This window comes from Aminomonas paucivorans DSM 12260, from assembly GCF_000165795.1.
GTDB classification, from domain to species: domain Bacteria; phylum Synergistota; class Synergistia; order Synergistales; family Synergistaceae; genus Aminomonas; species Aminomonas paucivorans.
On the sequence record NZ_CM001022.1, the window covers coordinates 230312 to 255511 of the forward strand.

Annotated in this window: 23 protein-coding genes; 20 read left to right on the forward strand and 3 right to left on the reverse strand. The window is 68.1% G+C overall.

Annotated features, from left to right (window positions below; genetic code table 11):
• The first annotated feature begins 64 nt into the window (after positions 1-64).
• The 13 genes from APAU_RS01035 to APAU_RS01090 all read left to right on the forward strand — a co-directional run bounded on the left by APAU_RS01035 (position 65) and on the right by APAU_RS01090 (position 10462).
• A complete protein-coding gene (locus tag APAU_RS01035) occupies positions 65-730 on the forward strand; it encodes a GntR family transcriptional regulator (protein ID WP_006299791.1) in 666 nt (221 codons plus the stop codon).
• Between the two features lie 79 nt (positions 731-809).
• Entirely contained in the window at positions 810-1790 is a 981-nt protein-coding gene (locus APAU_RS01040) for a C-terminal binding protein (RefSeq protein ID WP_006299792.1), read from the forward strand.
• A 46-nt stretch (positions 1791-1836) separates the two neighbouring features.
• A complete protein-coding gene (locus APAU_RS01045; protein WP_006299793.1) occupies positions 1837-3045 on the forward strand; it encodes an aconitase X catalytic domain-containing protein in 1209 nt (402 codons plus the stop codon).
• Positions 3046-3047: 2 nt separating this feature from the next.
• A complete protein-coding gene (locus APAU_RS01050) occupies positions 3048-3473 on the forward strand; it encodes an aconitase X swivel domain-containing protein (protein ID WP_006299794.1) in 426 nt (141 codons plus the stop codon).
• Between the two features lie 138 nt (positions 3474-3611).
• Complete coding sequence (locus APAU_RS01055) at positions 3612-4622, forward strand: TRAP transporter substrate-binding protein (protein ID WP_006299795.1); 1011 nt, start codon at positions 3612-3614, stop codon at positions 4620-4622.
• A gap of 85 nt (positions 4623-4707) precedes the next feature.
• A complete protein-coding gene (locus tag APAU_RS01060) occupies positions 4708-5193 on the forward strand; it encodes a TRAP transporter small permease (RefSeq protein ID WP_006299796.1) in 486 nt (161 codons plus the stop codon).
• Between the two features lie 4 nt (positions 5194-5197).
• Positions 5198-6484 (forward strand): TRAP transporter large permease, encoded by a 1287-nt coding sequence (locus APAU_RS01065; protein ID WP_006299797.1) that lies wholly within the window; start codon positions 5198-5200, stop codon positions 6482-6484.
• 190 nt (positions 6485-6674) lie between these two features.
• Positions 6675-6848, forward strand: a complete 174-nt coding sequence (locus APAU_RS13185) for a hypothetical protein (protein WP_006299798.1) — start codon at positions 6675-6677, stop codon at positions 6846-6848.
• A gap of 87 nt (positions 6849-6935) precedes the next feature.
• Entirely contained in the window at positions 6936-8165 is a 1230-nt protein-coding gene (locus tag APAU_RS01070; RefSeq protein ID WP_156789390.1) for an NAD(P)/FAD-dependent oxidoreductase, read from the forward strand.
• Positions 8166-8190: 25 nt separating this feature from the next.
• Entirely contained in the window at positions 8191-8511 is a 321-nt protein-coding gene (locus tag APAU_RS01075) for a (2Fe-2S)-binding protein (RefSeq protein ID WP_006299800.1), read from the forward strand.
• Between the two features lie 14 nt (positions 8512-8525).
• Positions 8526-9620, forward strand: coding sequence for an NAD(P)/FAD-dependent oxidoreductase (locus APAU_RS01080; RefSeq protein WP_006299801.1), 1095 nt, complete (start codon positions 8526-8528; stop codon positions 9618-9620).
• 1 nt (position 9621) lies between these two features.
• Positions 9622-10131, forward strand: coding sequence for a 4Fe-4S dicluster domain-containing protein (locus tag APAU_RS01085; protein WP_006299802.1), 510 nt, complete (start codon positions 9622-9624; stop codon positions 10129-10131).
• Position 10132: 1 nt separating this feature from the next.
• Positions 10133-10462 carry a (2Fe-2S)-binding protein gene (locus tag APAU_RS01090; protein ID WP_006299803.1) on the forward strand — a complete coding sequence of 110 codons (330 nt, stop codon included), beginning with the start codon at positions 10133-10135 and terminating at the stop codon, positions 10460-10462.
• 157 nt (positions 10463-10619) lie between these two features.
• Here the strand turns inward: APAU_RS01090 and APAU_RS01095 are convergent, their stop codons facing one another.
• Entirely contained in the window at positions 10620-11486 is an 867-nt protein-coding gene (locus APAU_RS01095; protein WP_006299804.1) for an EamA family transporter, read from the reverse strand.
• A gap of 261 nt (positions 11487-11747) precedes the next feature.
• Between APAU_RS01095 and APAU_RS01100 the strand changes: the two genes are divergently transcribed.
• The 7 genes from APAU_RS01100 (at position 11748) to APAU_RS01130 (ending at position 21733) form a co-directional block, all read left to right on the forward strand.
• Positions 11748-14153, forward strand: a complete 2406-nt coding sequence (locus APAU_RS01100; RefSeq protein WP_006299805.1) for a homocysteine S-methyltransferase family protein — start codon at positions 11748-11750, stop codon at positions 14151-14153.
• Between the two features lie 67 nt (positions 14154-14220).
• Complete coding sequence (locus tag APAU_RS01105; protein ID WP_006299806.1) at positions 14221-15126, forward strand: methylenetetrahydrofolate reductase; 906 nt, start codon at positions 14221-14223, stop codon at positions 15124-15126.
• A 110-nt stretch (positions 15127-15236) separates the two neighbouring features.
• Positions 15237-16853, forward strand: coding sequence for a C10 family peptidase (locus tag APAU_RS01110; protein WP_006299807.1), 1617 nt, complete (start codon positions 15237-15239; stop codon positions 16851-16853).
• 100 nt (positions 16854-16953) lie between these two features.
• A complete protein-coding gene (locus tag APAU_RS01115; RefSeq protein ID WP_006299808.1) occupies positions 16954-17844 on the forward strand; it encodes a type 2 periplasmic-binding domain-containing protein in 891 nt (296 codons plus the stop codon).
• A 63-nt stretch (positions 17845-17907) separates the two neighbouring features.
• Positions 17908-19533: a C10 family peptidase gene (locus tag APAU_RS01120; protein WP_006299809.1), complete on the forward strand. Its 1626-nt coding sequence runs from the start codon at positions 17908-17910 to the stop codon at positions 19531-19533.
• Between the two features lie 178 nt (positions 19534-19711).
• Positions 19712-20143 (forward strand): hypothetical protein, encoded by a 432-nt coding sequence (locus APAU_RS01125; protein WP_006299810.1) that lies wholly within the window; start codon positions 19712-19714, stop codon positions 20141-20143.
• A 102-nt stretch (positions 20144-20245) separates the two neighbouring features.
• The gene (locus APAU_RS01130) at positions 20246-21733 is read left to right on the forward strand and encodes a S8 family peptidase (protein WP_198004020.1); all 1488 of its coding nucleotides are present in this window, start codon (positions 20246-20248) and stop codon (positions 21731-21733) included.
• A gap of 140 nt (positions 21734-21873) precedes the next feature.
• Here APAU_RS01130 and APAU_RS01135 read toward each other — a convergent pair whose 3' ends face one another.
• Positions 21874-22446 carry an FmdE family protein gene (locus APAU_RS01135; RefSeq protein WP_006299812.1) on the reverse strand — a complete coding sequence of 191 codons (573 nt, stop codon included), beginning with the start codon at positions 22444-22446 and terminating at the stop codon, positions 21874-21876.
• Entirely contained in the window at positions 22443-25193 is a 2751-nt protein-coding gene (gene fdhF, locus APAU_RS13740) for a formate dehydrogenase subunit alpha (RefSeq protein WP_083806712.1), read from the reverse strand. Before fdhF ends, APAU_RS01135 begins: the two co-directional genes overlap by 4 nt.
• Positions 25194-25200: the final 7 nt, after the last annotated feature.

Here is a 25200-nt window from a genome sequence, read left to right on the forward strand (position 1 = left end):
ACGGGGAGTTGACCGGCCTGTATCCAAGTGGTATTTTTCTGGTATCCAGACAGGAGGCGTGACCATGGGGCGCAACCCGCAGGACAACCGGCTGTCCATGAAGGCCTACGAGTGGATTCGGGACGAGATCCTGGCCAATCGGCTCCACGAGGGGGAGCCCCTGAGCGAGAACCGCCTGGCCCAGGAGCTGGCCATCAGCCGGACCCCCATCCGGGAGGCCCTGCGCAACCTGGAGCAGGACGGTTTCGTGAAGTCCGTCCCCGGCAAGGGGGCCTTCGTGGCGGAGGTGTCCCGGGAGGACGTGGTGGAGATCTACGAACTCCGCCTTCTCCTGGAGCCCCTGGCGGCCCGCACCGCCGTGGGTCGGGTGCCTGAGGAGGCGATCGACGCCCTGGAGGCGGACTGGCGGGATCTCCGGGATCGGGCCGCCCGCGGGGAGGCGGTGGAGTACGAGGAGGTGCACCTCCTGGACCGGCGCTCCCACGGCCTGCTGAACGAACACTCCTCGAACCGCAAGCTCCGGCAGATCCTCTCTCTCCTGCACTCCCAGATCGAGCGGTTTCAGTTCCTCTCCGCCCGGTCCCTGGCGGACGTGCGGGACACGGCGGCCCAGCACCTGGAGATCTGCGCGGTGCTGCGCCGACGGGATCCGGAAGCCCTGGCGAGGCTTTTGGAGGAGCATATCCGGCGCAGCGAGGACTACATCCTGTCCCGCTATCTGCGTCGGTAATTTTTTTATCATCTATCGGTATACTGACGGGATTTTTATTGTATCCCGATCGGGGGCGGACAGGGAAGGAGACGGAAGGATGGGCTGGAAACCGCTTGTTTGGATCATCGACGAGGAGTGGCCGGACTACTCCGTGGAGACGGGACTGCTGGAAGAGGCTTTTCCGGGGTGCGACATCCGTTTTTCCGGGAACGACTACGCCGCGGACCTGGAGGCCTTCGGCGCGGAAGCCGACGCGGTGCTCTGCCAGATCTACGTGGAGATGCCCCGGGCGACCCTGGAGCGGATGGGGCGCTGCCGGGTGGTGTCGGTCTTCGGCGGGGGCTTCGACCGGGTGGACACGGAGGCGGCTCGGGAGCGGGGCATCCAGGTGACCTTCGTGCCGGGGTACTGTGTGGAGGACGTGTCGGACCACGTCCTCGCCTCCCTCTACCACGCCAACAAACGCATCACCGCCTACGGGGAGGCCCTTCGGCGGGGCATCTGGGGCGCCCAGGCGGTGGAGAGGCCGGCGCGCCGGATCTGCGGGTCCACCCTCACCGTGGTGGGACTGGGGCGCATCGGCAGCGCCACCGCCCGCAAGGCCGCCGCCCTGGGGATGCGGGTGCTGGCCTTCGATCCCTACGTGTCCGACGAGGCCTTCGCGGCGGCGGGGGCGGAGCGGGTCTCCTGGGAGCAGGGCTTCCGGGAGGCGGACTTCCTGAGCATCCACGCCAAGCTGACCCCGGAGACGGAGGGGCTGGTGGGGGCCCGGGAGCTGGGGTGGATGAAGCCCTCGGCGACCGTGGTCAACACCGCTCGGGGGCCCATCCTGGACGAGGACGCCCTGGTGGCGGCGGTGCGGGACGGGCGTCTCGCCGGGGCCTATCTGGACGTGATCCGCACCGAACCCCCGGTGTTGTCGGACCCGGTGTTCCACTGTCCCGGCATCCTGGTGACCCCTCACATCTCCTACCTCTCGGAGCAGTCCTTCCTGGAGCTGCGCACCCGGGCGACGACCAATGCCGTCCGGGTGCTCCAGGGGCTGCCGGTGGAAGATTCGGTGGAGGCCGTGGGTTGAAGACAAGACACAAAGGGGGCGCAAAGGCCCCGAGGAGGCGTGACGGGTGAGACTCAGCGACGAACAGAAACGGATGTACGACGGTTCCCGGGGGCCGGGGGTCCAGAAGGCCATGGAGCTGCTGGTGGCCCTGGGGAAGGCTTTCGATGCGGAGGAGATGATCCCCGTGAGCCGGACCCACGTGGCCCTGAGCGGCCAGGAGGGGGACACCTACTGGTGCGAACTCCTGGTGAACGGCGGGGCTCGCGCGGTGGTCCCCCCCACCACCAACCCCGCCTGGGACACCCAGACCCTGACGCGGCACTACGACGTGACCCCCGGGGAGCTGGACCTGGCCCTGCGCACCGTGGACGTGTACCGCCGCATCGGGGCGGTGCTCACCTTCTGCTGCACCCCCGAGCTGGCGGGGAACGTGCCCACCTTCGGGGAGCACGTGGCCTTCTCCGAGTCCAGCGCCACCCCCTACGTGAACTCCGTCCTGGGGGCCCGTTCCAACCGGGAGTCCTCCGTGAGCGCCCTGGCCTCCGCCGTCACCGGGATCACCCCCCTCTACGGCCTGCACTTCCGGGAGAACCGGCTGGGGACGTTCCTGGTGGACGTGGAGGCTGCGCCGAAGGAGCCCTACGACTGGGGCCTGTTGGGCTGGTACGTGGGCAAGCGGGTGGGGGCCCAGGTGCCGGTGTTCCGGTTCCGAAACCTTCAGGGACGTCCCTCCCCGGAGGCGCTGCTCTACCTGGGGGCGGAGCTGAACACCAGCGGGGCGGTCCCCCTGTACCACATCCTGGGGGTTACCCCGGAGGCTCCGGACGAGGCCGTCGCCTTCGGGGGGCACAGACCCGCCGGGAGCCTCTCCGTGACGGACCGCAACCTGGAGGAACAGGAGGCGGAGCTTTCGGAGAAGGGCGGGAAGATCAACCTGGTGATGCTGGGGTGTCCTCACTATTCCTACGCCCAGCTTCGGGAGCTGGATCGCCTCCTGGCGGGGCGCACCGTCTCCGTGCCCTTCTGGGTGCTCACCTCCGGGGATGCCATGGAGCTGGCCCGGCGAAGCGGCGAACTGGCCCGCATCGAGGCCTCCGGGGCCCGGCTGGTGCCGGATACCTGCATCGACGAGCCCTGTTGGAAGTCCTTCGAGGGGGGGCTGGGGGTCACGGACTCCCCCAAGTGCATGTACTACCGGGAGAGGCGGGGGCAGCCCTTCGTGATCCGGCGCCTCGGGGAGTGCGTGGAAGCCGCCGTGAAGGGAGAGATCTAGCCTTGGAGTACGAGGAAAAGCGCTATCGCTGCCGCAGCATCGTCAAGGGATCCGGGGAGGGGGAGGCCATCGTCTCCCGGGAGGCCATGTGCTTCTACCTCTGCGATCCCGAGACGGGGACGGTGATCGAGAAGAACCACCCCCTCCAGGGGCGGAGCATTGCCGGGAAGGTGCTGGTGCTCCAGTCCGGCAAGGGCAGCTCGGTGGTGCAGGTGGACGGGTTCTACCAGCTCTCGGTGAAGGAGACCCTCCCCGCCGCCATCGTGGTGCGGGAGACGGAGCCCGTGCTGGTCTCCTCCGCCGTGGTGGTGGGGGAGCCCATGGTGGATCGGGTGGAGGCGGACCCCTTCGAGATCATCCGGGACGGGGACTGGGTCCGGGTGGACGGGGAGGCCCAGGAGATCCTGGTCCGGCGTCCCCGGGTCTGAGGAAGAGCAGGAGAAGGCCGTCGCCTTCGCGGAGGGAGGAGATCCCGGAAAGCCGCGCACCGTGAAAGCTCCACGCGCCCGGAACCTGGCGTCCAGCCGCCCCTCGGGGCGGGAGATGGAAAAACGGGAGGGATTGGGATGTTGAAGAACCGCGTGTTCGTCGCACTGGCCCTGGTGGCCGCCCTGCTCTGCTTCGCCGCCGTTCCGTGCTTCGCCGCCAAGGCGGAGGTCACCATCAAGGTAGGCTACATCCTGCCGGAGACCCAGTCGGACCACATCATCATGCGGGACGTGTTCAAGAAGGACGTGGAGTCCAAGTCCGGCGGCCGGATCAAGGTGGAGCTGTACCCCAACGCCCAGCTCGGGGGAGACCGGGAACTCATCGAGTCGGTGCAGCTGGGGACCATCCAGATGGCCATCCCCGCCACCTCCGCCCTGGCGGGCTTCGAGAAGCGCTTCCAGGTCTTCGACCTGCCCTTCCTCTTCAAGTCCAAGAAGGCGGCCTACAAGGCCCTGGACGGGGAACTGGGCAAGAAGATCGACGCCCTCCTGCCCCCCCTGCGGATGGTCAACCTGGGCTACGGGGAGAACGGCTACCGCCACGTCACCAACAACCGGGGTCCCGTCACCAAGCCCGCGGATCTGAAGGGCCTGAAGCTCCGCACCATGGAGAACCCCATGCACATCGCCTTCTTCAAGCTCCTGGGCGCCAACCCCACCCCCATGAACTTCGGGGAACTCTACACGGCGCTGCAGCAGAAGACCGTGGACGGGGAGGAGAACCCCATCTCCCTGGTCTACACCTCCAAGTTCTACGAAGTGCAGAAGTTCTACTCCCTCACCGGGCACGTCTACAGCGCCACCATGCTCCTCACCAACAAGGCCTTCTTCGAGAAGCTCCCCAAGGATCTCCAGAAGGTGGTGGCCGACGCGGCCCGGCGCTACGTGACGGAGCAGCGGAAGCTGTCGGACAAGCAGGAGCAGAAGTTCCTGGCGGACCTGAAGAAGGCGGGGATGCAGATCAACGACCTCACGCCGGAGCAGAAGGCCGCCTTCGTGAAGGTCACCCAGCCCGTGTACGATCAGTTCAAGGACCAGCTCGGCGCGGACCTGGTGGAGGCGGCGAAGAAGGTCGCCAACGAGAAGTAGTTCCTGAGCCACCCTCCGCCCCCTGCCCCCGCGGCGGGGGGCGGATCACCGGGGCCTCCGGGCCCCTCAAGGAAGGGATCCCGTGATGCTCAAAAAATGGTTCGACAACGCCGAGGAGTACCTCCTGGTGGGGAGCCTGGCGTTCAACGTGGTCCTGGTGTTCTTCCAGGTGGTCATGCGGTACGTGTTCCAGAACTCCCTCTCCTGGAGCGAGGAGCTGGCCCGGTACATCTTCCTCTGGCAGACCTGGCTGGGGGCGAGCTACGCCGTGAAGGAGCACCGGCACCTGCGGGTGGAGATGCTGGCGGACCGCTTCAAGGGGCGGGCCCGGCTGGTCTTCGAACTTTTCGTGCTGGTGGTCTGGTTCGGCTTCAGCGGCTTTCTCGCCTACCAGGGATACCAGATGACCTCGTTCCTCGCCCAGAGCGGCCAGACCTCCGCGGCCATGCAGATCCCCATCTCCTGGGCCTACGCCTCCGTCCCCGTGGGCTGCGGCCTCATGGCCCTTCGTCTGGTGGGGGAGATTCGGCGGGTCTTGGCCGAGGCCCTCGCCACCCCCAAGGAGGTCTGATCCCGTGGAAGCCCTCATCCTCTTCGGACTGCTCATCGTCCTCATCGCCCTGTCCATCCCCATCGGCATCACCCTGGGGCTGGCCACCGCCGTCAGCTTCGCCCTCACCAGCGACATCCCCCTGGTGATCCTGGCGCAGAAGTCCTTCTCCGCCCTGGACTCCTTCCCCCTCCTGGCCATCCCCTTCTTCATCCTGGCGGGGGCCCTCATGAGCTACGGGGGAATCTCCAAACGCCTGGTGGCCCTGGCGGAGGCCCTGGTGGGCTTCATCGTGGGCGGCCTGGCCATGGTCACCGTCCTGGCCTGCATGTTCTTCGCCGCCATCTCCGGCTCCGGCCCCGCCACCGTGTCCGCCATCGGATCCTTCATGATCCCCGCCATGCGGGAGAGGAAGTACGCGGGGGCCTTCGCCACCGCCGTCACCGCTGCCGCGGGGACCATCGGGGTCATCATCCCCCCCTCCATCCCCTTCGTCATCTACGCCGTGGTGTCCGGCGCCTCCGTGGGGGAGCTGTTCATCGCCGGGGTCGTGCCGGGGGTGCTCATCGGCATTGCTCTCATGGTGGTGTGCTACTTCACCGCCCGAAAGCGGGGTTACCAAAGCTCCGCCGAGCCCCCCTCCTTCGCCCGGGTGGGCAAGGCCTTCCGGGAGGCGGTGTGGGCCCTCATCGTCCCCATCATCATCCTGGGGGGCATCTACGGGGGGATCTTCACTCCCACGGAGGCGGCGGTGGTGGCGGTGGTCTACTCCGTGTTCATCGGCAAGTTCGTCTACCGGGAGCTGGACTTCAAGACCCTCTACGACGCCCTGAAGGACGCGGTGCTGGTGAACGGAGCCACGTCCTTCATGATCGGCCTCTCCATGGCCTTCGCCGCGTACCTCTCCATGGCCCAGATCCCTGCCATGATGGGGGAATGGCTTCTGTCCGTCTCCTCCAGTCCCGTCACCACCCTGATGATCATCAACGTGTTCCTGCTCATCATCGGGTGTTTCGTGGACAACATCGCCGCGGTGATCATCCTCACCCCCATCCTGCTGCCCGTGGTGACCCAGCTGGGCATCGACCCGGTGCACTTCGGGCTCATCATGACGGTGAACCTGGCGGTGGGGTTCATCACCCCGCCCTACGGCATCAACCTCTTCGTGGGGTCCGCCGTTTCGGGGGAGTCCATCGAGGACATCTCCCGGGAGGTGATGCCCCTCATCGCGGTGATGATCCTGTGCCTGCTCCTCTTCACCTACGTGCCCCAGACCAGCATGGCCCTGGTGGAGCTGTTTCGGCACCACTAGGGGGTTCCGCGTCCCTTCCCGGCGGCCCTTCGGGGCCGCCTTTTTTTTTCGGGTCGAAGACAGAAGAATCGGAGGGTTACGAAACAACGGTTGAATTATTGTGAATTAGACAAACTATTGAATGCCCGACTTGTATGGAGTAAGATCAAATCCCCGGTGTTCCCCAGAGCCGAGGGAAGGGGGTGCGGGCATGGAACGGGTTTTTTCCTTTCTGTCCACCCAAAGGGGGACCGAATCTCCCCTGGGTCGCGCCGTCCGCCCGTGCTGCCCCATCCTTCCCGCCGGTCTGGGGTGCCTGAACCACGCCCGGGGCCTTTCCCGGGGCTGTCAGGTCCGCCCCCCCGCCCTTTTCTTCCCCTTCTGAAAACCAGCCATGCACCACGGTCCCGTCCGCCCCGTCCCGAAGCGGGTGACTTGCGCGTCCGCAGGCTCCCTGCCCTTGGGGTGCTGCATGGGATCGGCACGCGGGGGCTCGAGGGTGCCCCGGCGTCATGAGGGTTGGACCCGTCTGGTCGTCCAAAGGGAGGTAGAGAAGATGCATCAACGAACCGCCGACGTGATCATCGTAGGGGGAGGCGTGCACGGCTGCGCCGGAGCCTACGAACTTGCCAAGGCCGGCGTCAAGGTGGCCCTCTTCGAGGCGAACTATCTGTCCTCGGGGGGGTCGGGGCGTTCCGCCGCGGGGATCCGGCAGCACTTCGGCACCGAGGTGAACTGCCGCCTGGCCCAGTACAACGTGCAGTGCTTCACCCATCTGGAGGAGGAGCTGGGGGCGGAGCTTCCCCTGGACTACGCCCAGTGGGGCTACATGTGGGTGGCCTACACCGATTCCTGTCTGGACCAGCTGAAGAAGAACGTGGATCTCCAGAACAGCCTGGGGACCCCTTCGGTCATCATGACCCCCGGCGAGGTGAAGGCCAAGTGGCCCTATCTGCGCCTGGACGGGATCATCGGGGCGGCCTTCTGCCATCAGGACGGGCACATCAACCCCCAGACCATGACCATCGCCTACGGCCGTCAGGCGGAGCGCCTGGGAGCCACCGTGAAGACCCACAGCCCCGTGGAGCGCCTCCTGGCCTCGGGGGACAAGATCACCGGGGTGGTGGTGAACGGGGAGGAGTGGCACGCCGACAAGGTGGTGCTCACCGCCGGTCCCTGGTCCACCCCTCTGGCCGCCACGGTGGGGGTGGAGCTTCCCGTGTCCCCGGAGCGGCACAACCTGCTGGTGACGGAGCAGGTGGAGCCCTTCCAGTGTCCCATGGTGCTCTGTTTGGACGACGGGGCCTACTTCAAGCAGTGCCCCAACGGGTCCTTCTTCCTGGGTCGGGACGACGCGGGGGAGCCCAAGACCACCGAGAGCGGCAACTCCTGGAAGTTCCTGGAGGGGGTCACCAAGAGCGTCCTCTCCCGCATCCCCGTCCTGTCGGGGGTCCGGGTGGTGCGCCAGTGGTCCGGACCTTACGACAACACCCCGGACCACCAGGCCATCATCGACTGGGCGCCCGTGGAGGGGCTTCTCATCAACTGCGGGTGGAGCGGCCACGGACTGCAGTTCGGTCCCAGCGGCGGCCGGCTCATCCGGGAGATGGTCACCGGCCAGCCCACCTTCGTGGACATCCGCCGGTTCCGTCTGGCCCGGTTCGCGGAGAACGACCTGTTCTTCGAACCCGCCTACATCTAGGACCTGAGGGAAGGAGGTTCCGTCCATGCGCATGATCGACGAACATCCGATCTTGGAGTACCGCCACGGGCAGCGGGTGAAGTTTTCGTTTGACGGCCGGGAGATGGAGGGGTACGAAGGGGAGCCCATCGCCATGGCCCTTCACGCCAACGGAGTGCGGATCTACCGGGAGACGCCGGAGATGAAGCGTCCTCGTGGGTTCTTCTGCGCCATCGGGAAGTGCAGCAGCTGTTTCATGGTGGTGGACGGGGTTCCGAACGTGCGGACCTGCGTGACCCCCCTGACGGCGGGGATGAACGTCCAGACCCAGCGGGGCAAGGGCACCGTGGCCCTGGAAGAAGCCTAGGGGGGCAGGGGAGAATGAAGACCACCGACATCCTGGTCATCGGCGGCGGGGCCGCAGGGCTTTCCGCCGCGGCGGAGGCGGCCTCCGCGGGCGCGAAGGTCACCATCCTGGAAAGCGACCTCCAGCTGGGAGGCCAGCTCATCAAGCAGACCCATAAGTTCTTCGGGAGCAAGGACGAGTACGCCGGCACCCGGGGCTACAAGATCGCGGACATCCTCCTGGAGGAGATCCGGTCGGCGGGGGATCGGGTGGAAGTGCACACCAACACCACCGTCACGGGGTACTACCGGGAAGACGGCACCATCACCGCCATGCGGGGAGAAGAGGAGTACTTCCGGGTCCAGGCCAAGAAGGTCGTGGTGGCCACGGGGGCCCAGGAACGCCTCATCCCCTTCCCCAACAACGACCTTCCGGGGGTGTACGGCGCGGGAGCCGTGCAGACCCTCATGAACGTCTACGGCGTCCTGCCGGGCAAGCGGGTCCTCATGGTGGGGGCGGGGAACATCGGCCTCATCGTCAGCTACCAGCTCATGCAGGCGGGAGTGGACGTGGTGGCGGTGGTGGAAGCCATGCCCAAGATCGGCGGCTACTGGGTGCACGCCGCCAAGATCCGCCGCCTGGGGGTTCCCATCTACCTCCAGCACAGCATCAAGGAAGCCTACGGCAAGGACGTCATCGAAGGGGCCACCATCCAGGAAGTGGACAACACCTGCAGCGGCATCGGGAACGAAAAGCGCATCGACTGCGACATCATCTGCATGGCCGTGGGCCTGTCGCCCACCACGGAACTCTGCTGGCAGGCGGGATGCGCCATGCAGTACGTCCCCCAGCTTTGCGGATACGTCCCCAAGCGGGACCGGACCATGCGGACCAGCCACCCGGACCTGTGGATCGCCGGAGACGCCTCGGGGATCGAAGAAGCCAGTGCGGCCATGGTGGAAGGTCGCATCGCGGGCCTGAACGCCGCCGCGAGCCTGGGCCTTCCCGTGAAGGCGGAGGGCATGAAGGAATACTGGCAGCGCCTGGACCACCTCCGGGCGGGAGAAGTGGGAGAGAAGATCCGCTCCGGCATCGGCCAGGTACTCGTGGACACCTGGGAGGGCAAATGACATGACGGACAACGAAAAACTCTTCAACAGCGGCGTCCTCACCGACACCCGCCCCGGGGCGGTGCTGCCCCCGCAGGACCTCTGGGAGACCAAGAAGAACGGCCTGGTGGTCATCGAATGCCCCCAGCGGATCCCCTGCAACCCCTGTCACACCAGCTGCCCCACAGGGGCGGTGGTCCCCTTCGAGGACATCAACGACGTGCCTCGGATCGACTACGCCAAGTGCACCGGCTGCGGCATGTGCGTGGCCAAGTGCCCGGGGCTGGCGTGCTTCGTGGTGGACCTCACCTGGGGAGGCCCGGACCAGGCCCTCATGAAGCTCCCCCACGAAATGCTCCCCCGCCCGGAGAAGGGGCAGAAGGTGCACTGCCTGGACCGGACCGGCGCCACGGTGTGCGAAAGCACCGTGGAGGCGGTGACGGAACCGTGGAAGGACCGGACCCTGGTGGTGCACGTGGGCGTTCCGAAAGACCAGATCGGCCAAGTCCGCGCCGTAAGGGTGGTGAAGTAGCATGAGCCAGGTCATCCAGAAGGGCCCGGTGTGCGACAACGAAGAGGTCAAGCAGAAGCAGCGGGACATCGTCATCTGCCGCTGCGAGGAGATCACCCTGGGGGAGATCCAGGACTGGATCGCCAAGGGTTACGACACCTTCGACGAACTGAAGCGGGTGCTCCGGGTGGGCATGGGCCCGTGCCAGGGCCGAGGCTGCCAGGACATCATCCTCCGGGAGGTGGCCCGCATGACCGGACGTCCCGTGGCTCAGGTCCCCTCCGGCACCGTCCGGCCACCCGTCAAACCCATCAAGCTCGGCATCCTCGCCGCGAACCAGGGCAAGGAGTAGACCCTCCGGCCGTCCCGGTCTCCCTCGCCCTCGGGGGAAGGACGGGGCGGATCGGAAGCGAAGCATTCCCGGCCCCTTCCCCCAAGGGGCCCGAAGGTACGAAGCGGCCCCGGCGTCTCCTGCGCGCCGGGGCCGTTCCTTCCTCGTCGAAGGCCTGCTAGAGGAACAGTCCCCAGGCCCCCAGGAGCATGAGGCAGGAGCCCAGGAGGCGCCCCTTCAGGGGTTCGTGGAAGACGAAGTGGGCCAGCACCACCGAGAGCAGGATCCCCAGCATGGACAGGGGTTCCGCCAGGCTCACCTCCAGCCCCCGCAGGGCCAGAAGGAGAAGCAGGTAGGCGTAGATGTTGCAGGCCCCCGCCACCAGGCAGGCCCGGGGGCGGGATCGGAGTAGCCTCCAGGGAAGGCTGGTCCGTCGCCGGACCGCCAGAAACGCCAGGGCGTAGAGCCCCGAGAAGGCCGCCTGGACCAGGGCGTAGGGCACCGTGGGGGGGTGTTCCGCCAGAAGCCCCACGACCCGGGCGTCCACCACCCGTCCCGCGGCGATGAACAGGGAGGCCACCATCATGGTGCGGCAGGGCCGGTTCGCCGCCAGGGCCCGCAGGGAGGCTCCCAGGCTGACCCCCGGGTTCAGGAAGGTGCTGCCCCAGACCATGAGGGCCATGCCTCCCACCTTCCAGGGGGAGAGGGATTCCCCCAGGAAGAGCACCGAGAGGAGCAGGAGGAAGAAGACGTTGAAGTTGTACACCGGCCCCACCAGGGAGACCTGCCCCTCCGAGAGGGCCCGCACGTAGAGCAGGATCCCCGCGAGGTACACCCCCGCCGCCGCGGCGGCCGCGGGGACGAAGCTCCAGGAGGCCAGGGGTTCGAAGAAGGCGAAGGGGAGCAGCAGCAACGCCCCCGTCCACCCCAGGAGGACCACCACCGCCAGGGAGTCCTCCCCTTCCCCCATCTGCTTGAAGGCGATCTTCTCCCACCCCAGCAGGAGGATGCGTCCCCCCATGGCCGCAAGGGCCAGGGCGGTCACAGGGTCCCCCTCCTCCGGGGGGGAAGGGACAGGGGGTGCCTAGGGGATACGCTCAAGGGGATGCCTCCTCCGGTTCCGTGGATCCCCGCAGTCTAGGGGAAACGGGACGAACGCGCATCCCCCGTTCTGCGGGGACGGGGGATGCGCAGCCCCGGTGCGGCTTGTTTCCCCCCGTTCCATCCGGTAACATCCCAAGACAACACGGACTTTTTGGAGTGCTCGTGGGGAAACGGAAGGGGTGTCGCCATGGAGGCGCGGGATGTGAAGCGACTGTTCGCGGGGCAGGTCTCTCCGGTGATCCTGGACGGGGGCATGGGTACCCAGTTGGCCCTTGCGGGATGGCGCCCCCCCCTGTTGCCGGAGGAGATGGTCCTGGAGAATCCCGATTCGGTGACGGCGATCCATCGGGCCTACGTCGAGGCGGGGGCTCGGATCGTGGAGACCGACACCTTCGGCGGGTCCGCCCTCAAGCTGGCCCATCGGGGCCTGGAGGGGCGAACCGAGGAGATCAACCGCCGGGCGGCGGAGCTGGCCCGGCAGGCCGTGGGAGATCGGGCCTTCGTGGCGGGCTCCATGGGCCCCATCGGGCGGCTGGTGGATCCCCTGGGAGACCTGACCTTCGACGAGGCGGTGGAGGCCTTCCGGCCCCAGGCGGCGGGCCTGGCCCGGGGAGGGGCGGACTTCCTCCTGGTGGAGACCATGCTGGATCTCAAGGAGGCCCAGGCGGCGGCGGTGGCCTGCCGGGAGGCGGCCCCGGGACTGCCCTTCGCGGTGAGCTTCACCTTCGACAAGGACGGATCCACCGTCACCGGGACCCCCCCGGAGGCGGCGGCGGTCTGGGCGGAGGCCGTGGGGGCCTTCGCCGTGGGGGCCAACTGCGGTGTGGGGCCGGAGGAGTACGTGGACACGGTGCATCGCCTGGCGGCCTCCACGGACCTTCCCGTGTTCGTCTACCCCAACGCGGGGGTCCCCTCCTCCCGGGATTACCTGGGGCCGGAGGCCTTCGCCGGGGCCTGTGAGGCCCTGGTCCGGGCGGGGGCGGCGGTGGTGGGGGGCTGCTGCGGCACCACCCCGGAGCACACCGCCGCCCTGGTCCGCCGCCTGGGGGGCATGGCCATCCCCCCCTCCCTGCGGCGGGAGCGGGGGGTGCTGCGCTTCGCCAGCCGCTCCCGGGTGGTGGAGGCGGGGCAGGGGCGCCCCCTCCTGCTCATCGGGGAGCGGATCAACGTGTCCCGCAAGTCCCCCCTGCGGGAGGAACTGCGGGTGCAGGACTACACCACCGTGCGGGCGGAGGCCCGGGACCAGACCGCCGCGGGGGCGGGGCTGCTGGACGTGAACGTGGGGCTGCCGGAGATCGACCGGATCCGCGCCATGGGGAAGGCGATCCACGTGGCCGAGGCGGCGTCGTCCCTGCCCCTTTCCGTGGACAGCGACGACCCGACGGTGCTGGAGCGGGGGCTGCGGGAGGCGGTGGGGGTGCCCCTGCTGAACTCCGTCACCGCCAAGGCGGAGGCCCTGGAGCGGGGTATCGACCTGGCCTGGAAGTACGGGGCGGTGCTGGCGGTGCTCACCATCGACGAGTCGGGCATCCCCGAGCGGGCCTACGACCGGGTGGCCATCGCCCAGCGGGTGCTCCTTCGAGCTTCCGAACGGGGCCTGGGGCCGGAGCGGATCCTCCTGGACCCCCTCACCCTGGCCCTGGGAGCGGATCCTCGCAACGCCCTGGCCACCTGCGAGGCCCTGCGGTGCATCCGGGAGCTGGGGGGGCACACCATGCTGGGGATCAGCAACATCTCCCACGGCCTCCCCGCCCGGGGTCTGCTGAACCGCACCTTCCTGGTGATGGCCATGGAGGCGGGGTTGGACGCGGTGCTCTGCAACCCCCTGGACGAGCGGCTCCTCGCCACCGTGGCCGCCGCGGATGCCCTGAGGGGGCGGGACGAGGGGCTGCGGCGCTATCTGGCCTTCGCTCCGGGCTGGTCCGAGGGAGTTCCCGCATCGGGGGGCGCCTCCCGGGGCGAACCCGCCAAGGGGGGGGAGCAGCCCCTGACCCGCTGCATCCTGGAGGGGGACCCGGCGGGGGCGGAGGCCTCCGCCCGGGCCCTGGTGGACCGGGGCACCTCCCCCCTGGACCTGGTGTCCTCCTGGGTGGTCCCCGCCCTGGAGGAGGTGGGGCGGCTCTACGAGTGCGGCGACACCTTCCTCCCCCAGCTTCTGGCCTCCGCCCAGGCCGCCGGGGGGGTGTGCCGCCTGGCGGAGGAGCTTCTCGCCCGACAGGGGGTGAAGCAGGAGCCCAAGGGAACGGTGGTCCTGGCCACGGTGGAGGGGGACCTGCACGACCTGGGGAAGAACGTGGTGGGCATGGTGCTGGCCAGCCACGGCTACCGGGTGGTGGACCTGGGCAAGGACGTCCCGGCGGAGCGCATCCTGGAGGCGGCGGAGGCGGAGAGGGCGGACGTGGTGGGCCTTTCGGCCCTCATGACCAGCACGGTGCCCCAGATGGAGGCGGTGATCCGGGGCGCCCGGGAGCGGGGGGCCGCCTACCGCATCATCGTGGGGGGGGCGGCGGTGAGCCCCCAGTACGCCGAGTCCATCGGCGCCGACGGCACCTCCTCCGACGCCGTGGGGGCCGCCCGCCTGGTGGAGCAGCTTCTGGCCCGCCGCTGATCCCTTCTGAAAGCACCCCTTCCCCGGGCATCGGCCCGGGGCAAACCCTGCGGAGGAGGCGTTGCCGGTGCACCTGCGCGACCTGTTCCGGGCGAAGAAGCCCGTGGTTTCCTTCGAGATCTTCCCCCCCAAGGCGGGAACCCCGGTGGAGGGGATCTACGCCACCCTGGGGGCCATCCGGGACCTGAACCCGGACTTCGTCAGCGTCACCTACGGCGCCGGGGGTAGCACCAAGGACCTGACCCGGGACATCGCCTCCACGGTGAAGAACCGCTTCGGTCTGGAAGTGATGGCCCACTTCACCGGCCTGGCCCACACCCCCGCGGAGGTGGACGAGATGGCGGAGGACCTGATGGACGAAGGGGTGTGCAACGTCCTGGCCATGAGGGGGGATCCCCCCCTGGACGGAGTCCTGCCCCCGAACCCCGCCTTCCCCCACGCGGCGGACCTGATCCGGCACCTGCGCCGAGGGTTCGGGGACGACCTCTCCATCGCCGCAGCGGCCTACCCGGAGGGGCACCTGGAGTGCCCCGACCCGGAGCAGGACCTGCTCCACCTGAAGGCCAAGGTGGACGAGGGGGTGGACTTCCTGGTGACCCAGCTCTTCTTCGACAACGAGCTGTTCTACCGGTTCGTGGAGAAGGTCCGGGCCCTGGGGGTGACCGTGCCCATCTGCGCGGGGGTCTTCCCGGTGCTGAACCCCAAGCAGGTGCAGCGCATCCTCTCCCTCTGCGGCGTGGCCTTTCCCCCCCGGTTCGCCCGCATCCTGGCCCGCTACGCCGACGACCCCGCCGCCTTGGCGGAGGCGGGGATCGCCTACGCCACGGACCAGATCATCGACCTCCTCTCCTGGGGGGTCGAGGGGATCCACCTGTACACCATGAACCGTCCCGAGACCACGCGGCGCATCATGGACAACATCGGCCTGGTGCGCCGCAGTCTGGTGGACCGGAACGAAGGAGAGGCGTCCTAGAGAAAAAGGAGCGGCAAGGGACCAGGGAGGGCGCAGCGGGACGGGGACTGGGGATCCGAGGAGCGATGGATGGCCTGGATCCGGGAAGAGGGGAAGGGAGTGTCGTTGGGATGGTGCGACGTAGACGCGGGTTTTGGGGGGTCGGGCTTCTGGGGGCGTGTCTTGTTTTCTGGGCGTCCTGCGCCTTCGGGGCTCCCACCACGGGAGAACAGGCACTGAAGGCGGCCCGGAACTGGGCCGCTGCGGGGGCGCGTCTGGGGGAGAAGACCTCCTCCGGGGCCGGAACGGTGGCTTCCTACCGGGACGGAAAGGGGCAGGTCCTGTTCCACGTCGTCCGCCTGGGGGCGGGGACGGTGATCCTTCCCGGGGACGACCGGGTGGAGCCCATCCTGGCGTTCCTTCCCGAAGGGAGCTACGACGACCGCACGGATAACCCCCTCCGTGCCCTGGTGAGGCGGGACCTGAAGGGACGCTTCGCTGTCCTGACCTCGGGTGGGGCCTCGGAGAAGGGGGCGGGGGAGGGCAACGAGACGAAATGGCGTCGCCTGGAGTTGGGACGGCAGGCCGAGGGCGGCGTCGGCGGCGTCTCGGACGTGCGGGTGGCTCCCCTGGTGGCGGCCCGGTGGAATCAGGCGGAGGCCTACAGCGGCGGCCCCCTCTGCTACAACCTCTATACCCCGGAGAACCTGGTCTGCGGCTGCGTGGCCACCGCCATGGCCCAGGTGATGTACACCCACCGCCATCCCGCGGCGGGGGTGGGCACCCCCTCCTTCCCCATCCGGGTGAACGGGGTGGACCAGACCCGGGCCCTGCGGGGGGGCGACGGGGCCGGAGGCCCCTATGTCTGGGATGCCATGATCGCGGTTCCGGGGCCGGGGATCACCTCCGCGTCCTGTCAGGCCATCGGCGCCCTCACCCACGATGCGGGGGTGGCGGCGAAGATGCGTTACAGCAGCGCGGAATCCGGCACGGGCACGGAGGACGCCCGGGACGCCCTGGTGGGGGCCTTCGGCTACGGCAACGCGGTGCTGGGTTTCAGCGGCGCCTACGGGACCAACGTCCCGGGCAGCGTCCTCCGGGCCATGGTGAACCCCAATCTGGACGCGGGGTACCCGGTCCTCCTGGGGCTCACCCAGACCAGCGACGGCAGCGGCCACGAGATCGTCTGCGACGGCTACGGCTACGAGGCGGGGACGGGTTACCACCACCTGAACCTGGGGTGGAGCGGCGCCAGCGACGCCTGGTACAACCTGCCGAACATCGACGCGGCCATCCCCTTCGATGTGGTGGACGACCTCTGCTACAACATCTTCGTCTCCGGGACCGGGGAGATCGTCAGCGGCCGGGTCCTGGACGGGGCGGGCAATCCCGTGGCGGGGGCCACGGTGACCGCCGCGGGGGGCGGCCGGACCTTCACGGATCTCACCGACTCCAAGGGGGTCTTCGCCCTGCCCCAGGTCCCCTCGGGGGTCACCTACACCCTCACCTCCTCTGCCGGGGGGACCCGGACGGTGACGGTGGGGGTCTCGCAAAACGGCGCCGCCTCCACGGGGAACGTGTGGAACGTCCTCCTGGGGACGGCCCCGGACCCGAACCCCACCCTCACGGTCACGCCTCTTCCCACCCGGCGTCCCTCCAGCGGCGGGGGCGGGTGTGCCGCCCTGGGGTTCCTGCCCTTGCTGGCCCTGGTGGTCCTTCCCCTGGCCGCTCTGCGCCGGAGGGGCTGAGGGAGAGGGGGAAGGTCCCGTGCCTTTCGTCCGCCCGTCGGACACCTGCCCGGCGGGGGGACTCCGAGAGACTGCAAGGGGTGAAGAAGGAGGGATTTCGTTGCTCCGAGGAAAGGTGTGGGGCGCGGCGTTTCTGGGGCTGCTCTGCCTGAGCGGGGTCGCATGGGGGGAGCAGTGCCCGGGAGGGGTGCTGCGTCATTACGGCGTCCCGGGGGCCAACTTCGTCCGGGACGACGGGACGGGGCTGGAGGTGGCGCTGCTCTCCCGCTTCGCCGAGTCCCTGGGGGTGCGGTACGAGCTGGTCCCGGTGTCCCCGGAGGAGGCTCGGGCCCTTCTGGGGAAGGGACGGCTTCCCGGGGGTTTCGGCCGGGGGTGCGTCCTTTCCGGCGGCCTTGCCGCCGGGGTCCCCGAAGGGACCCGGGCCTCGATCCCCCTCTTCCCCTTCCAGTTCTGGCTTCTCGCCCCGGGGGATTCCCCGCTGCGGGGGGAGACCAGCCTGGGGCGGACGGATTGGGACATCCGCGTCGCCAAGGGGAAGATGAAGGGACGGAAGGTCTTCGCCCTCCGGGACGAGGTCTCCGCCCCCTTGGTCGAATCCCTGCGCCGGGAGGGGTTCCGGGTGGAGTTCGCCGGAGAGGAAACCGCCGACCTGCTTTCCCGGCTGCGGAAGGACCCGGAGGCCCTGGCCGTTCTGGACGCCCCCCGGGCCCTCCTGGCCCTCTCCACCTGGCGGGACGAGGTGAAACGACTGGGGGTCCTGACCCCGGAGACGGGGACCCGGGTGCTCTTCCCATTCCAGGACGAGGGGCTTCGGGGGGCCTTCGACGCCTTCGCTCAGGGGCTCTGGCGGGACTGGAGCTGGGCCCGCATGGCCCGAGACTCCTTCCCCCCGGTGTTCAACTACTACACCCCCTTCTTTCGCCGGGGCAATCCGGAACCGGCCCCCCTGTGGCTGCGCCCGGACCCGGCCTACTACCCCAAGAAACCCTGACCTGTCCGCCCGCCTCCCCCGAGGGGGAGGCGGGCCATTACCTCGAAGGAGAGGAACCCAATCATGACGACGAAGCATCGCGGAGGGACGGGAATCGGGCTGCTTGCGGCGGCCCTGTTGCTGTGGACAACCGCGGCCTTCGGGGCCCCCACCACGGCGGATCAGGCCCTCTCGGTCGCCCGGAACTGGGCCGCCGGAGGAGAGCGCCTGGGGGAGAAGACCTTTCCCGGGACCGGGACGGTGGTCTCCTACGGGGACGGCAAGGGGCGGACCCTGTTCCACGTCGTCCGCCTGGGAGCGGGGACGGTGATCCTCCCCGGGGACGACCGGATGGAGCCGATCCTGGCGTTCCTTCCCGAAGGGAGCTACGACGACCGCACGGACAACCCCCTTCGGGCCCTGGTGCGTCGGGACCTGGAGGGGCGATTCGCCGCCCTGGCCGCCGCGCCCGTTTCCCTGAAGGCCTCGGGGGAGGGGCACACGACGAGGTGGCGTCGCCTGGAGTCGGGAGGGCAGGCCAAGGGCGGGGTCGGCGGCGTCTCGGACGTGCGGGTGGCCCCCCTGGTGGCGGCCCGGTGGAACCAGGAAGGGGCCTTCGACGGCGGCCCCCTCTGCTACAACCTCTACACCCCCGAAAACCTTCCCTGCGGCTGCGTGGCCACCGCCCTGGCCCAGGTGATGTACACCCACCGGCACCCCGCCGAAGGGGTGGGGGCCCGATCCTTCCCCATCTCCGTCCGGGGAGCCGCCCAGACCCGGACCCTTCGGGGAGGGGACGGGTCCGGGGGACCCTACGCCTGGGACGCCATGGTCCCTGTCCCGGGGCAGGGGGTCTTTGAGGCGGCCTGCCAAGCCATCGGCGCCCTTGTCCACGACGCGGGGGTGGCGTCGAACATGAACTACAACACCCAATCCGAGGGCGGGTCCAACGCCATCGCGATCCAGGGGGTGGAGCGCCTCGTGGAGGTGTTCCACTTCTCCCAGGTCCGGACGGCCTACTCCGGCGCAAGCCTCACCTCCCTTGCCCCGGAGGCCCGGACCCGCATGATCAACCCGAACCTGGACGCCTCCCTCCCCGTGGTGCTGGGCATCTCCGGGAAGTGGCTCTTCTCCGACCGGTACGGACACGCGGTGGTGTGCGACGGCTACGGCTACGACGGGGGAACCCCCTACCACCACCTGAACCTGGGCTGGGGGGGCAAGGACGACGCCTGGTACAACCTCCCCGACGTGGACCTGACCGTCTACCCCTACTCCGCCTTGGAGAGCTGCGGCTACAACATCTACCCCCAGGGGACCGGGGAGATCGTGAGCGGCCGGGTCCTGGACGGGGCGGGCAACCCCGTGGCGGGGGCCACCGTGACCGCTTCGGGGGGAGGCGAGACCTTCACGGACGTCACCGACCCCAAGGGCATCTTCGCCCTGGCCCGGATCCCCTCGGGGGTCACCTACACCCTCACCTCCTCCGCCGGGGGGGCCCGCACCGTGACGGTGGGGGTCTCCGACAGCGCCACCTCCGTCACCGGGAACGTCTGGGGGGTCACCCTGGGGACGGGGCCCACCGCCTCCCCGGACCCCACGGGGGGAAACACCAAGAGCAGCGGAGGGGGCGGCTGTTCCGGCCTGGACCTCCCGACTCTGGCTGCGCTGGCGCTGGCGCCCCTGGTGGCCCTGCGGGGGCGGGCCTAAGGGGGACGCATCGGCGCCATTGATCCGTGGTCTAGCCTGAAGGATGTTTTTGTCCTCTGTGTCGTGGTGACGTGGCGTGGTATCTGCTATAGTGATCTCGCTGCAAGGCTAAGGCGATGTCCCGTTGGGAAGGAATGTCGACGCATCGGTGCTTCGCGAAGAGGAGGGAGACGATGAGATGATCCACAAGAGCCTGTTCTGGCTGTTCGCGCTGGTCCTGTTCCTTCCCTGCGGCTCCGTGGGGGCTCAGGCTTCCGCTCCTGCGTCCTCAGGGGCGGCACCGGGGGAGTATCTGGTGGTTTTTCCGCCCAGCAGCTTTGTGTTGGCATTTCAGGAGGGGGCGAGGGACGTGGCCCTTAAGGCCCTGGTCTCCACCCAGAAGGAGTATCTGCGAGATCAGTACCAGTTGGAGGTGGTGACGGTCTACGATGCCATCGGCCGCACCAACGGCAAGGGGATGTACCACGTGCGCAGCTCCAAGGGGGCAACCAGCGAGGAGGAATCCCGCAAGCTCCTGGAGCGCATGGGAAAGGACAGCAACCTGGAGTCCGTGTCCCCCAACCGGCAGGAAGGGCTGGCGGAGCCCAAGGGGGCCGTGAAGAAGCCCTAGGTCTCCCGGGTCCGAAGCGCCACGCAACGATCCGTTCCCCCTTGGGGGAACCCAAACGAACCGGAGGTGAAGCCTGTGAAGAAATGGGTAGCCTGGTTGGCTGTGTGTGCCCTGTTGATGGCGGGGACGGCCTTTGCGGAAGCCACACGGATCCGCGCTGTGGGGGCGTCCCGATATGTGGAGGGAGAGGCTTTGGTGGTGCTCCAGGGGCCGGATCGGACCCTTGCGGCTCAGAACGTCTCGTCCTTCCGCAGCGCTCTCACGCGACAGGCTGATACCTTGGCCGCCTCGGTGGGGGCGAAGACGGCGGCGACCTACGCCGCCGTGGCGGTCGCCTCGGGGCGGAACATCGTGTTCCTTCGGTCCTCCACCCGGACCACGGAGCAGCTTCTGGCGGACCTGAAGGCCAATCCCGCCGTCCTGGGGGCCCAGCCCAACTACCTGGCCCGGGCCTTCAAGACCCCCAACGACCCGTCCTACTCCCAGCAGTGGGGGCTTCCCAAGATCAACGCCCCCACCGCCTGGGACACCGTGACGGGACCCCTGGCGGGGGCGGATCCGGTGTATGTGGCGGTGATCGACACGGGGATCGACTACAACCACCCGGACCTGGCGGGCAACATGGGCCGGGACAAGGACAACCTCTACGGCAAGCGGTTCTACAACAACGGCACCGTGGGAACGGACCCCATGGACGTGGACGATCACGGGAGCCATGTGGCGGGGATCATCGGCGCGGTGGGGAACAACGACACGGGGGTCTGCGGGGTGAACTGGGCGGTGAAGCTCCTGGCGGTGAACGTATTCTCCGAATTCGGGCCAGGGGATTATCGCGCCTACAACACGGACACCATCGCGGGGATCGACTATATCCTGGCCCAGAAGGCCCGGGGGCTCAACGTCCGGGTGGCCAACATGTCCCTGGGAGGATGGAATACCCCTCCCGTCGGGGTGGACGCCTACGGTACCGCAATCCAGGCCATGAGCGACGCGGGGATCCTGGTGGCCATCGCGGCGGGCAACGAGTACCAGAACATCGACAGCCCCGGAGGTCCCGGGTCGGATCCCAGCGACCCCACGGCGGACTACCGGGGGCAGCGCCCCTACCCGGCGTGCTACCGGTACACCAACACCCTCACGGTGGGGGCCACGGATTCTGGTGATGTCAAGTCCGTCTTCTCCAACTACAGCCCCAACTGGGTGGATCTGGCCGCTCCGGGGACCGGGATTTACAGCACTCTCCCCGTGTCCAAGGGGAGCTATGGCAACATGAGCGGTACCTCCATGGCCACGCCCTTCGTGGCGGGGGCGTCGGCTCTCCTCATGGCTGCCCAGCCCACTCGGAGTACCACGGAGATCCGCACCATGATCCTGACATCGGGGAACACGGTAGGCGGCACCTTCTGGAAGAACGGACGGCTGGACGTGGCCAATTCCATGGGGGCCACCCCGCCCACGCCCACGGGCGCGGGCACCGCGACCCCCACCCGGGCGCCCTCCGGCGGCGGGGGCGGCGGCTGCTCCGGTCTGGGCTTTGCCCCCTTGGCGGTGCTGATCCTGCTGCCCCTGCTGGCCCTGAAGCGGCGGTAGCCCTTCGGCGACTCCAGGGAAGGAGCGCGAAAGGCGCAAGGTCAAGGAACAAGGAGGGCCTCCCCGGCCGGGGAGGCCCTCCTTTGTGGTTCCGGATCCTGCCGCTCCCGGTTCGGGGGCGGCTCTGCGCCTCGGGGGCGTCAGCGGAAGGTGCCGTCCGTGACCCCCTGACATCCCCGGCATCGGTCGCCGTGGGCGGGGGGGTAGGCCTCCCCGCAGATCGGGCAGACCACCGGGGGCGTCTTGTCCCGGGGCTTGAAGACTTGGGGGTCCACCTGCACGGGGCGATGGTCCAGGATGTCGTACCCCGCCCGGCAGATCTCCCCCAGGATGGCCTCCAGGCTCTGGTCCTTTTTCGGGGTGAGCTTGAAGAACCAGTCGTGGATGACCGGGAAGTTCTTGAGCTTTTCCGTGCTCAGGGAGATGCGGACCCCTTTCCCCGTCCTCTTGTCGTAGAACACCGCCGCGAACCGCCCCGTGTCCACCACCTTCAGCCAGTGGTTTCCCACGGTGCAGGGGGTCAGAAGCTGGATCGCGTCGGTGAGGCACTTGCGGGTCTCGCAGATCACGTCCATCTCGATGCCCGGGGGAAGAAGCTCCCAGGCCAGATTGACCATCTGGAGCCCCAGGACGCCCCCCGGCGCCATCTTCCCGTGGAATTGCTCCAACTCCTTCAGGAAGTCCTCGTAGGAGGCGAAACGCCCGTAGTTCATACCGCGATCTTCTCGATCTTGACAGCGCAGGCCTTGTAGGAGGGCGTGAGGGTATCGGGATCGAAGGTCTTCACGTCCCCGCTCAGGAGGCGGTTGGAGTTGGTCTCCCAGAAGTGGAAGGTCATCCAGACCATGCCTCGGGGCATGCGCTTGGTGACGTTGGCCTTGATGCGCACCTCTCCCCGGCGGGACTTCACCCGGATGGTCTCCCCGGTGACGATCCCCAGGGCCTGGGCGTCCTCCACGGAGATGTCCGCCCGCTCTTCGGGCATCCGCTCGTTGAGCCCCTTGGCCCGCCCCGTCTGGGTGCGGGAGTGGTAGTGGGTCAGGCGGCGTCCCGTGCTGAGGACGAAGGGGAACTCCTCGTCGGGCTGCTCGGCGCCGGGCACCCAGTCGATGGCTTGGAAGTTGCCCTTCCCCCGGGAGAAGTTCCCGTCCACGTGGAGGATGGGCGTTCCGGGATGGTCCTCGGAGGGGCAGGGCCACTGGATGCCGCCGATGGCGTCCAGGCGGTGGAACTTGATGCCCCCGAAGGCGGGGCACAGGAGGGAGATCTCGTTGTCCCACAGTTCCTGGCCGCTGTCGGAGGGCCATTGGTGGCCGAAGTGCTTGGCCGTCTCCTTGAAGATCCACCAGTTGGGCTTGGCGTCTCCCGGAGCTTCCTTGACCTTGCGCACCCGGCTGATGCGGCGCTCCGTGTTGCTGTACGTGCCCTCGTCCTCGCACCAGGAGGCGGAGGGGAGGATGACGTCGGCGAAGGGGGTGGTCTCGTTCTGGAAGATGTCCTGGACCACCAGGAACTCCGCCGAGTTGAGGCAGTGGGCGATGTGCTCCACGTCCGGTTCCGTGGCCACCAGGTTTTCCCCGAAGATCCAGAAGGCCTTGAGCCGGTCCGTGGTGAGGCCGTTGGTCATCTCGGCGATCTTGAGGCCCGGCTTGGAGGGCAGGCTCTCCACCCCCCAGAAGCGGGCGAACTTCTCGTTGATCTCCGGCTTGTCCACGTTCTGGTAGCCGCAGTACATGTTGGGCAGAGCCCCCATGTCACAGGCCCCCTGCACGTTGTTCTGTCCCCGCATGGGGTTGACGCCGCCGCCCTCCACCCCCATGTTGCCCAGGAGCATCTGGAGGTTGGCCAGGGACATGACGTTCCGCTTCCCCGTGTTGTGTTCCGTGATGCCCAGGGTGTAGATGACCATGGCGGGTTTCACCGTCCCGAGCATCCGGGCGATCTCCACGATGGTCTCCTCGGGCACGCCGCTGATCTCCGCTGCCCGCTTGGGGGGGTACTCCGCCACCTTCGCGGCCAGGGCCTCGAAGTTCTCGCACTTCTCCTCCACGAACTTCTTGTCGTAGAGTTCCTCCTGGATCAGCACGTGCATGATTCCGTTGAGGAAGGCGATGTCCGTCCCCACCCGAAGCTGGGCGAAGATGTCCGCGTAGTCCGCAAGCTCCTGCTTGCGGGGGTCCACCACGATGAGTTTGGTCCCCGTCTTGACCCCGTTCTTCAGGTACGTGGCCGCCACGGGATGGGCCTCCGTCATGTTGGTGCCGATGCAGAAGAGGAGCTTCGCCTTGGCGTACTCCCCGATGGTGTTGGTCATGCCGCCCGCTCCGAAACTGGACAGTAGCCCCGCTACTGTAGGAGCGTGTCAGACCCGGGCACAGTGGTCTATGTTGTTCGTGTTGAAGACCATGCGGAAGAGTTTCTGCATGCTGTAGGAATCCTCGTTGATGCTGCGCGCGCAGCTCACCCCTCCGACCGCATCCGGGCCGTGCTCTTCGATCACCTCCTTGAATCGGGATGCCACCAGGCCGAGGGCTTCGTCCCAGCTGGCTTCACGGAAGGTGTCTTCCGGGCTTTTCTTTTCCCCTTTCCGGATTCGGATGAGGGGTTTGGTGAGGCGTTCGTCGGAGTAGATGAAGTCGTAGCCGAAGCGCCCCTTGACGCACAGACGTCCCCGGTTGGGCATGCCGTCGGGGGTCCCGGTGACCCGGGTGATCTGGTCGCCCTTCATGTGGAGGTCCAGCTGGCAGCCCACCCCGCAGTAGGGGCAGGTGGTGCGGACGACCTGGGTCTGCCACGACCGTCCCTGGCCGATGGTTTTTTTCTCCACCAGGGCGCCCACGGGACAGGCCTGGACGCACTGGCCGCAGAAGACGCAGTCCGAATCCTCCAGCTTCACCCCCACCGGCGGGTTGATGGCGGTGTGGATGCCCCGGTGCTGGAAGTCGATGGCGTGGTAGCCCGACTGCCAGTCGCAGGACCGGACGCACCGGCCGCAGAGGATGCACTTGTTCATGTCCCGGACGTAGAAGGGGTTCGTGTCGTCCAGGGGGATGTCCGTGTTCACGTCGCCCTCGTCCCGCAGGGGGGACTTTTCGATGCCCAGCTCGTAGGCCAGATCCTGCAGGGTGCAGCGACCGTTGGATTCACAGGAGAAGCAGTCCAGGGGATGGCGGATGAGGATCATTTCCACCACCGCCTTGCGGGTGGCGATGGCCTTGGGGCTGTGGGTGAGCACCCCCATGCCGTCGGTGAGGGGAGTGGTGCAGGCCGGCAGAAGCTTGGGGTTGTTCTCCACCTCCACGAGACAGACGCGGCAGGCGCCGCTGGGTGGCAGGGCCGGGTGGTCGCACAGGGACGGGATGTGGATGCCGTTGGCTCGTGCGGCCTGCATGATGGTCATGCCCGGTTCTGCGGTGATGGTTTTCCCGTTGATTCTTGCTGTGATGGGATTGGAACCCATGAACCAA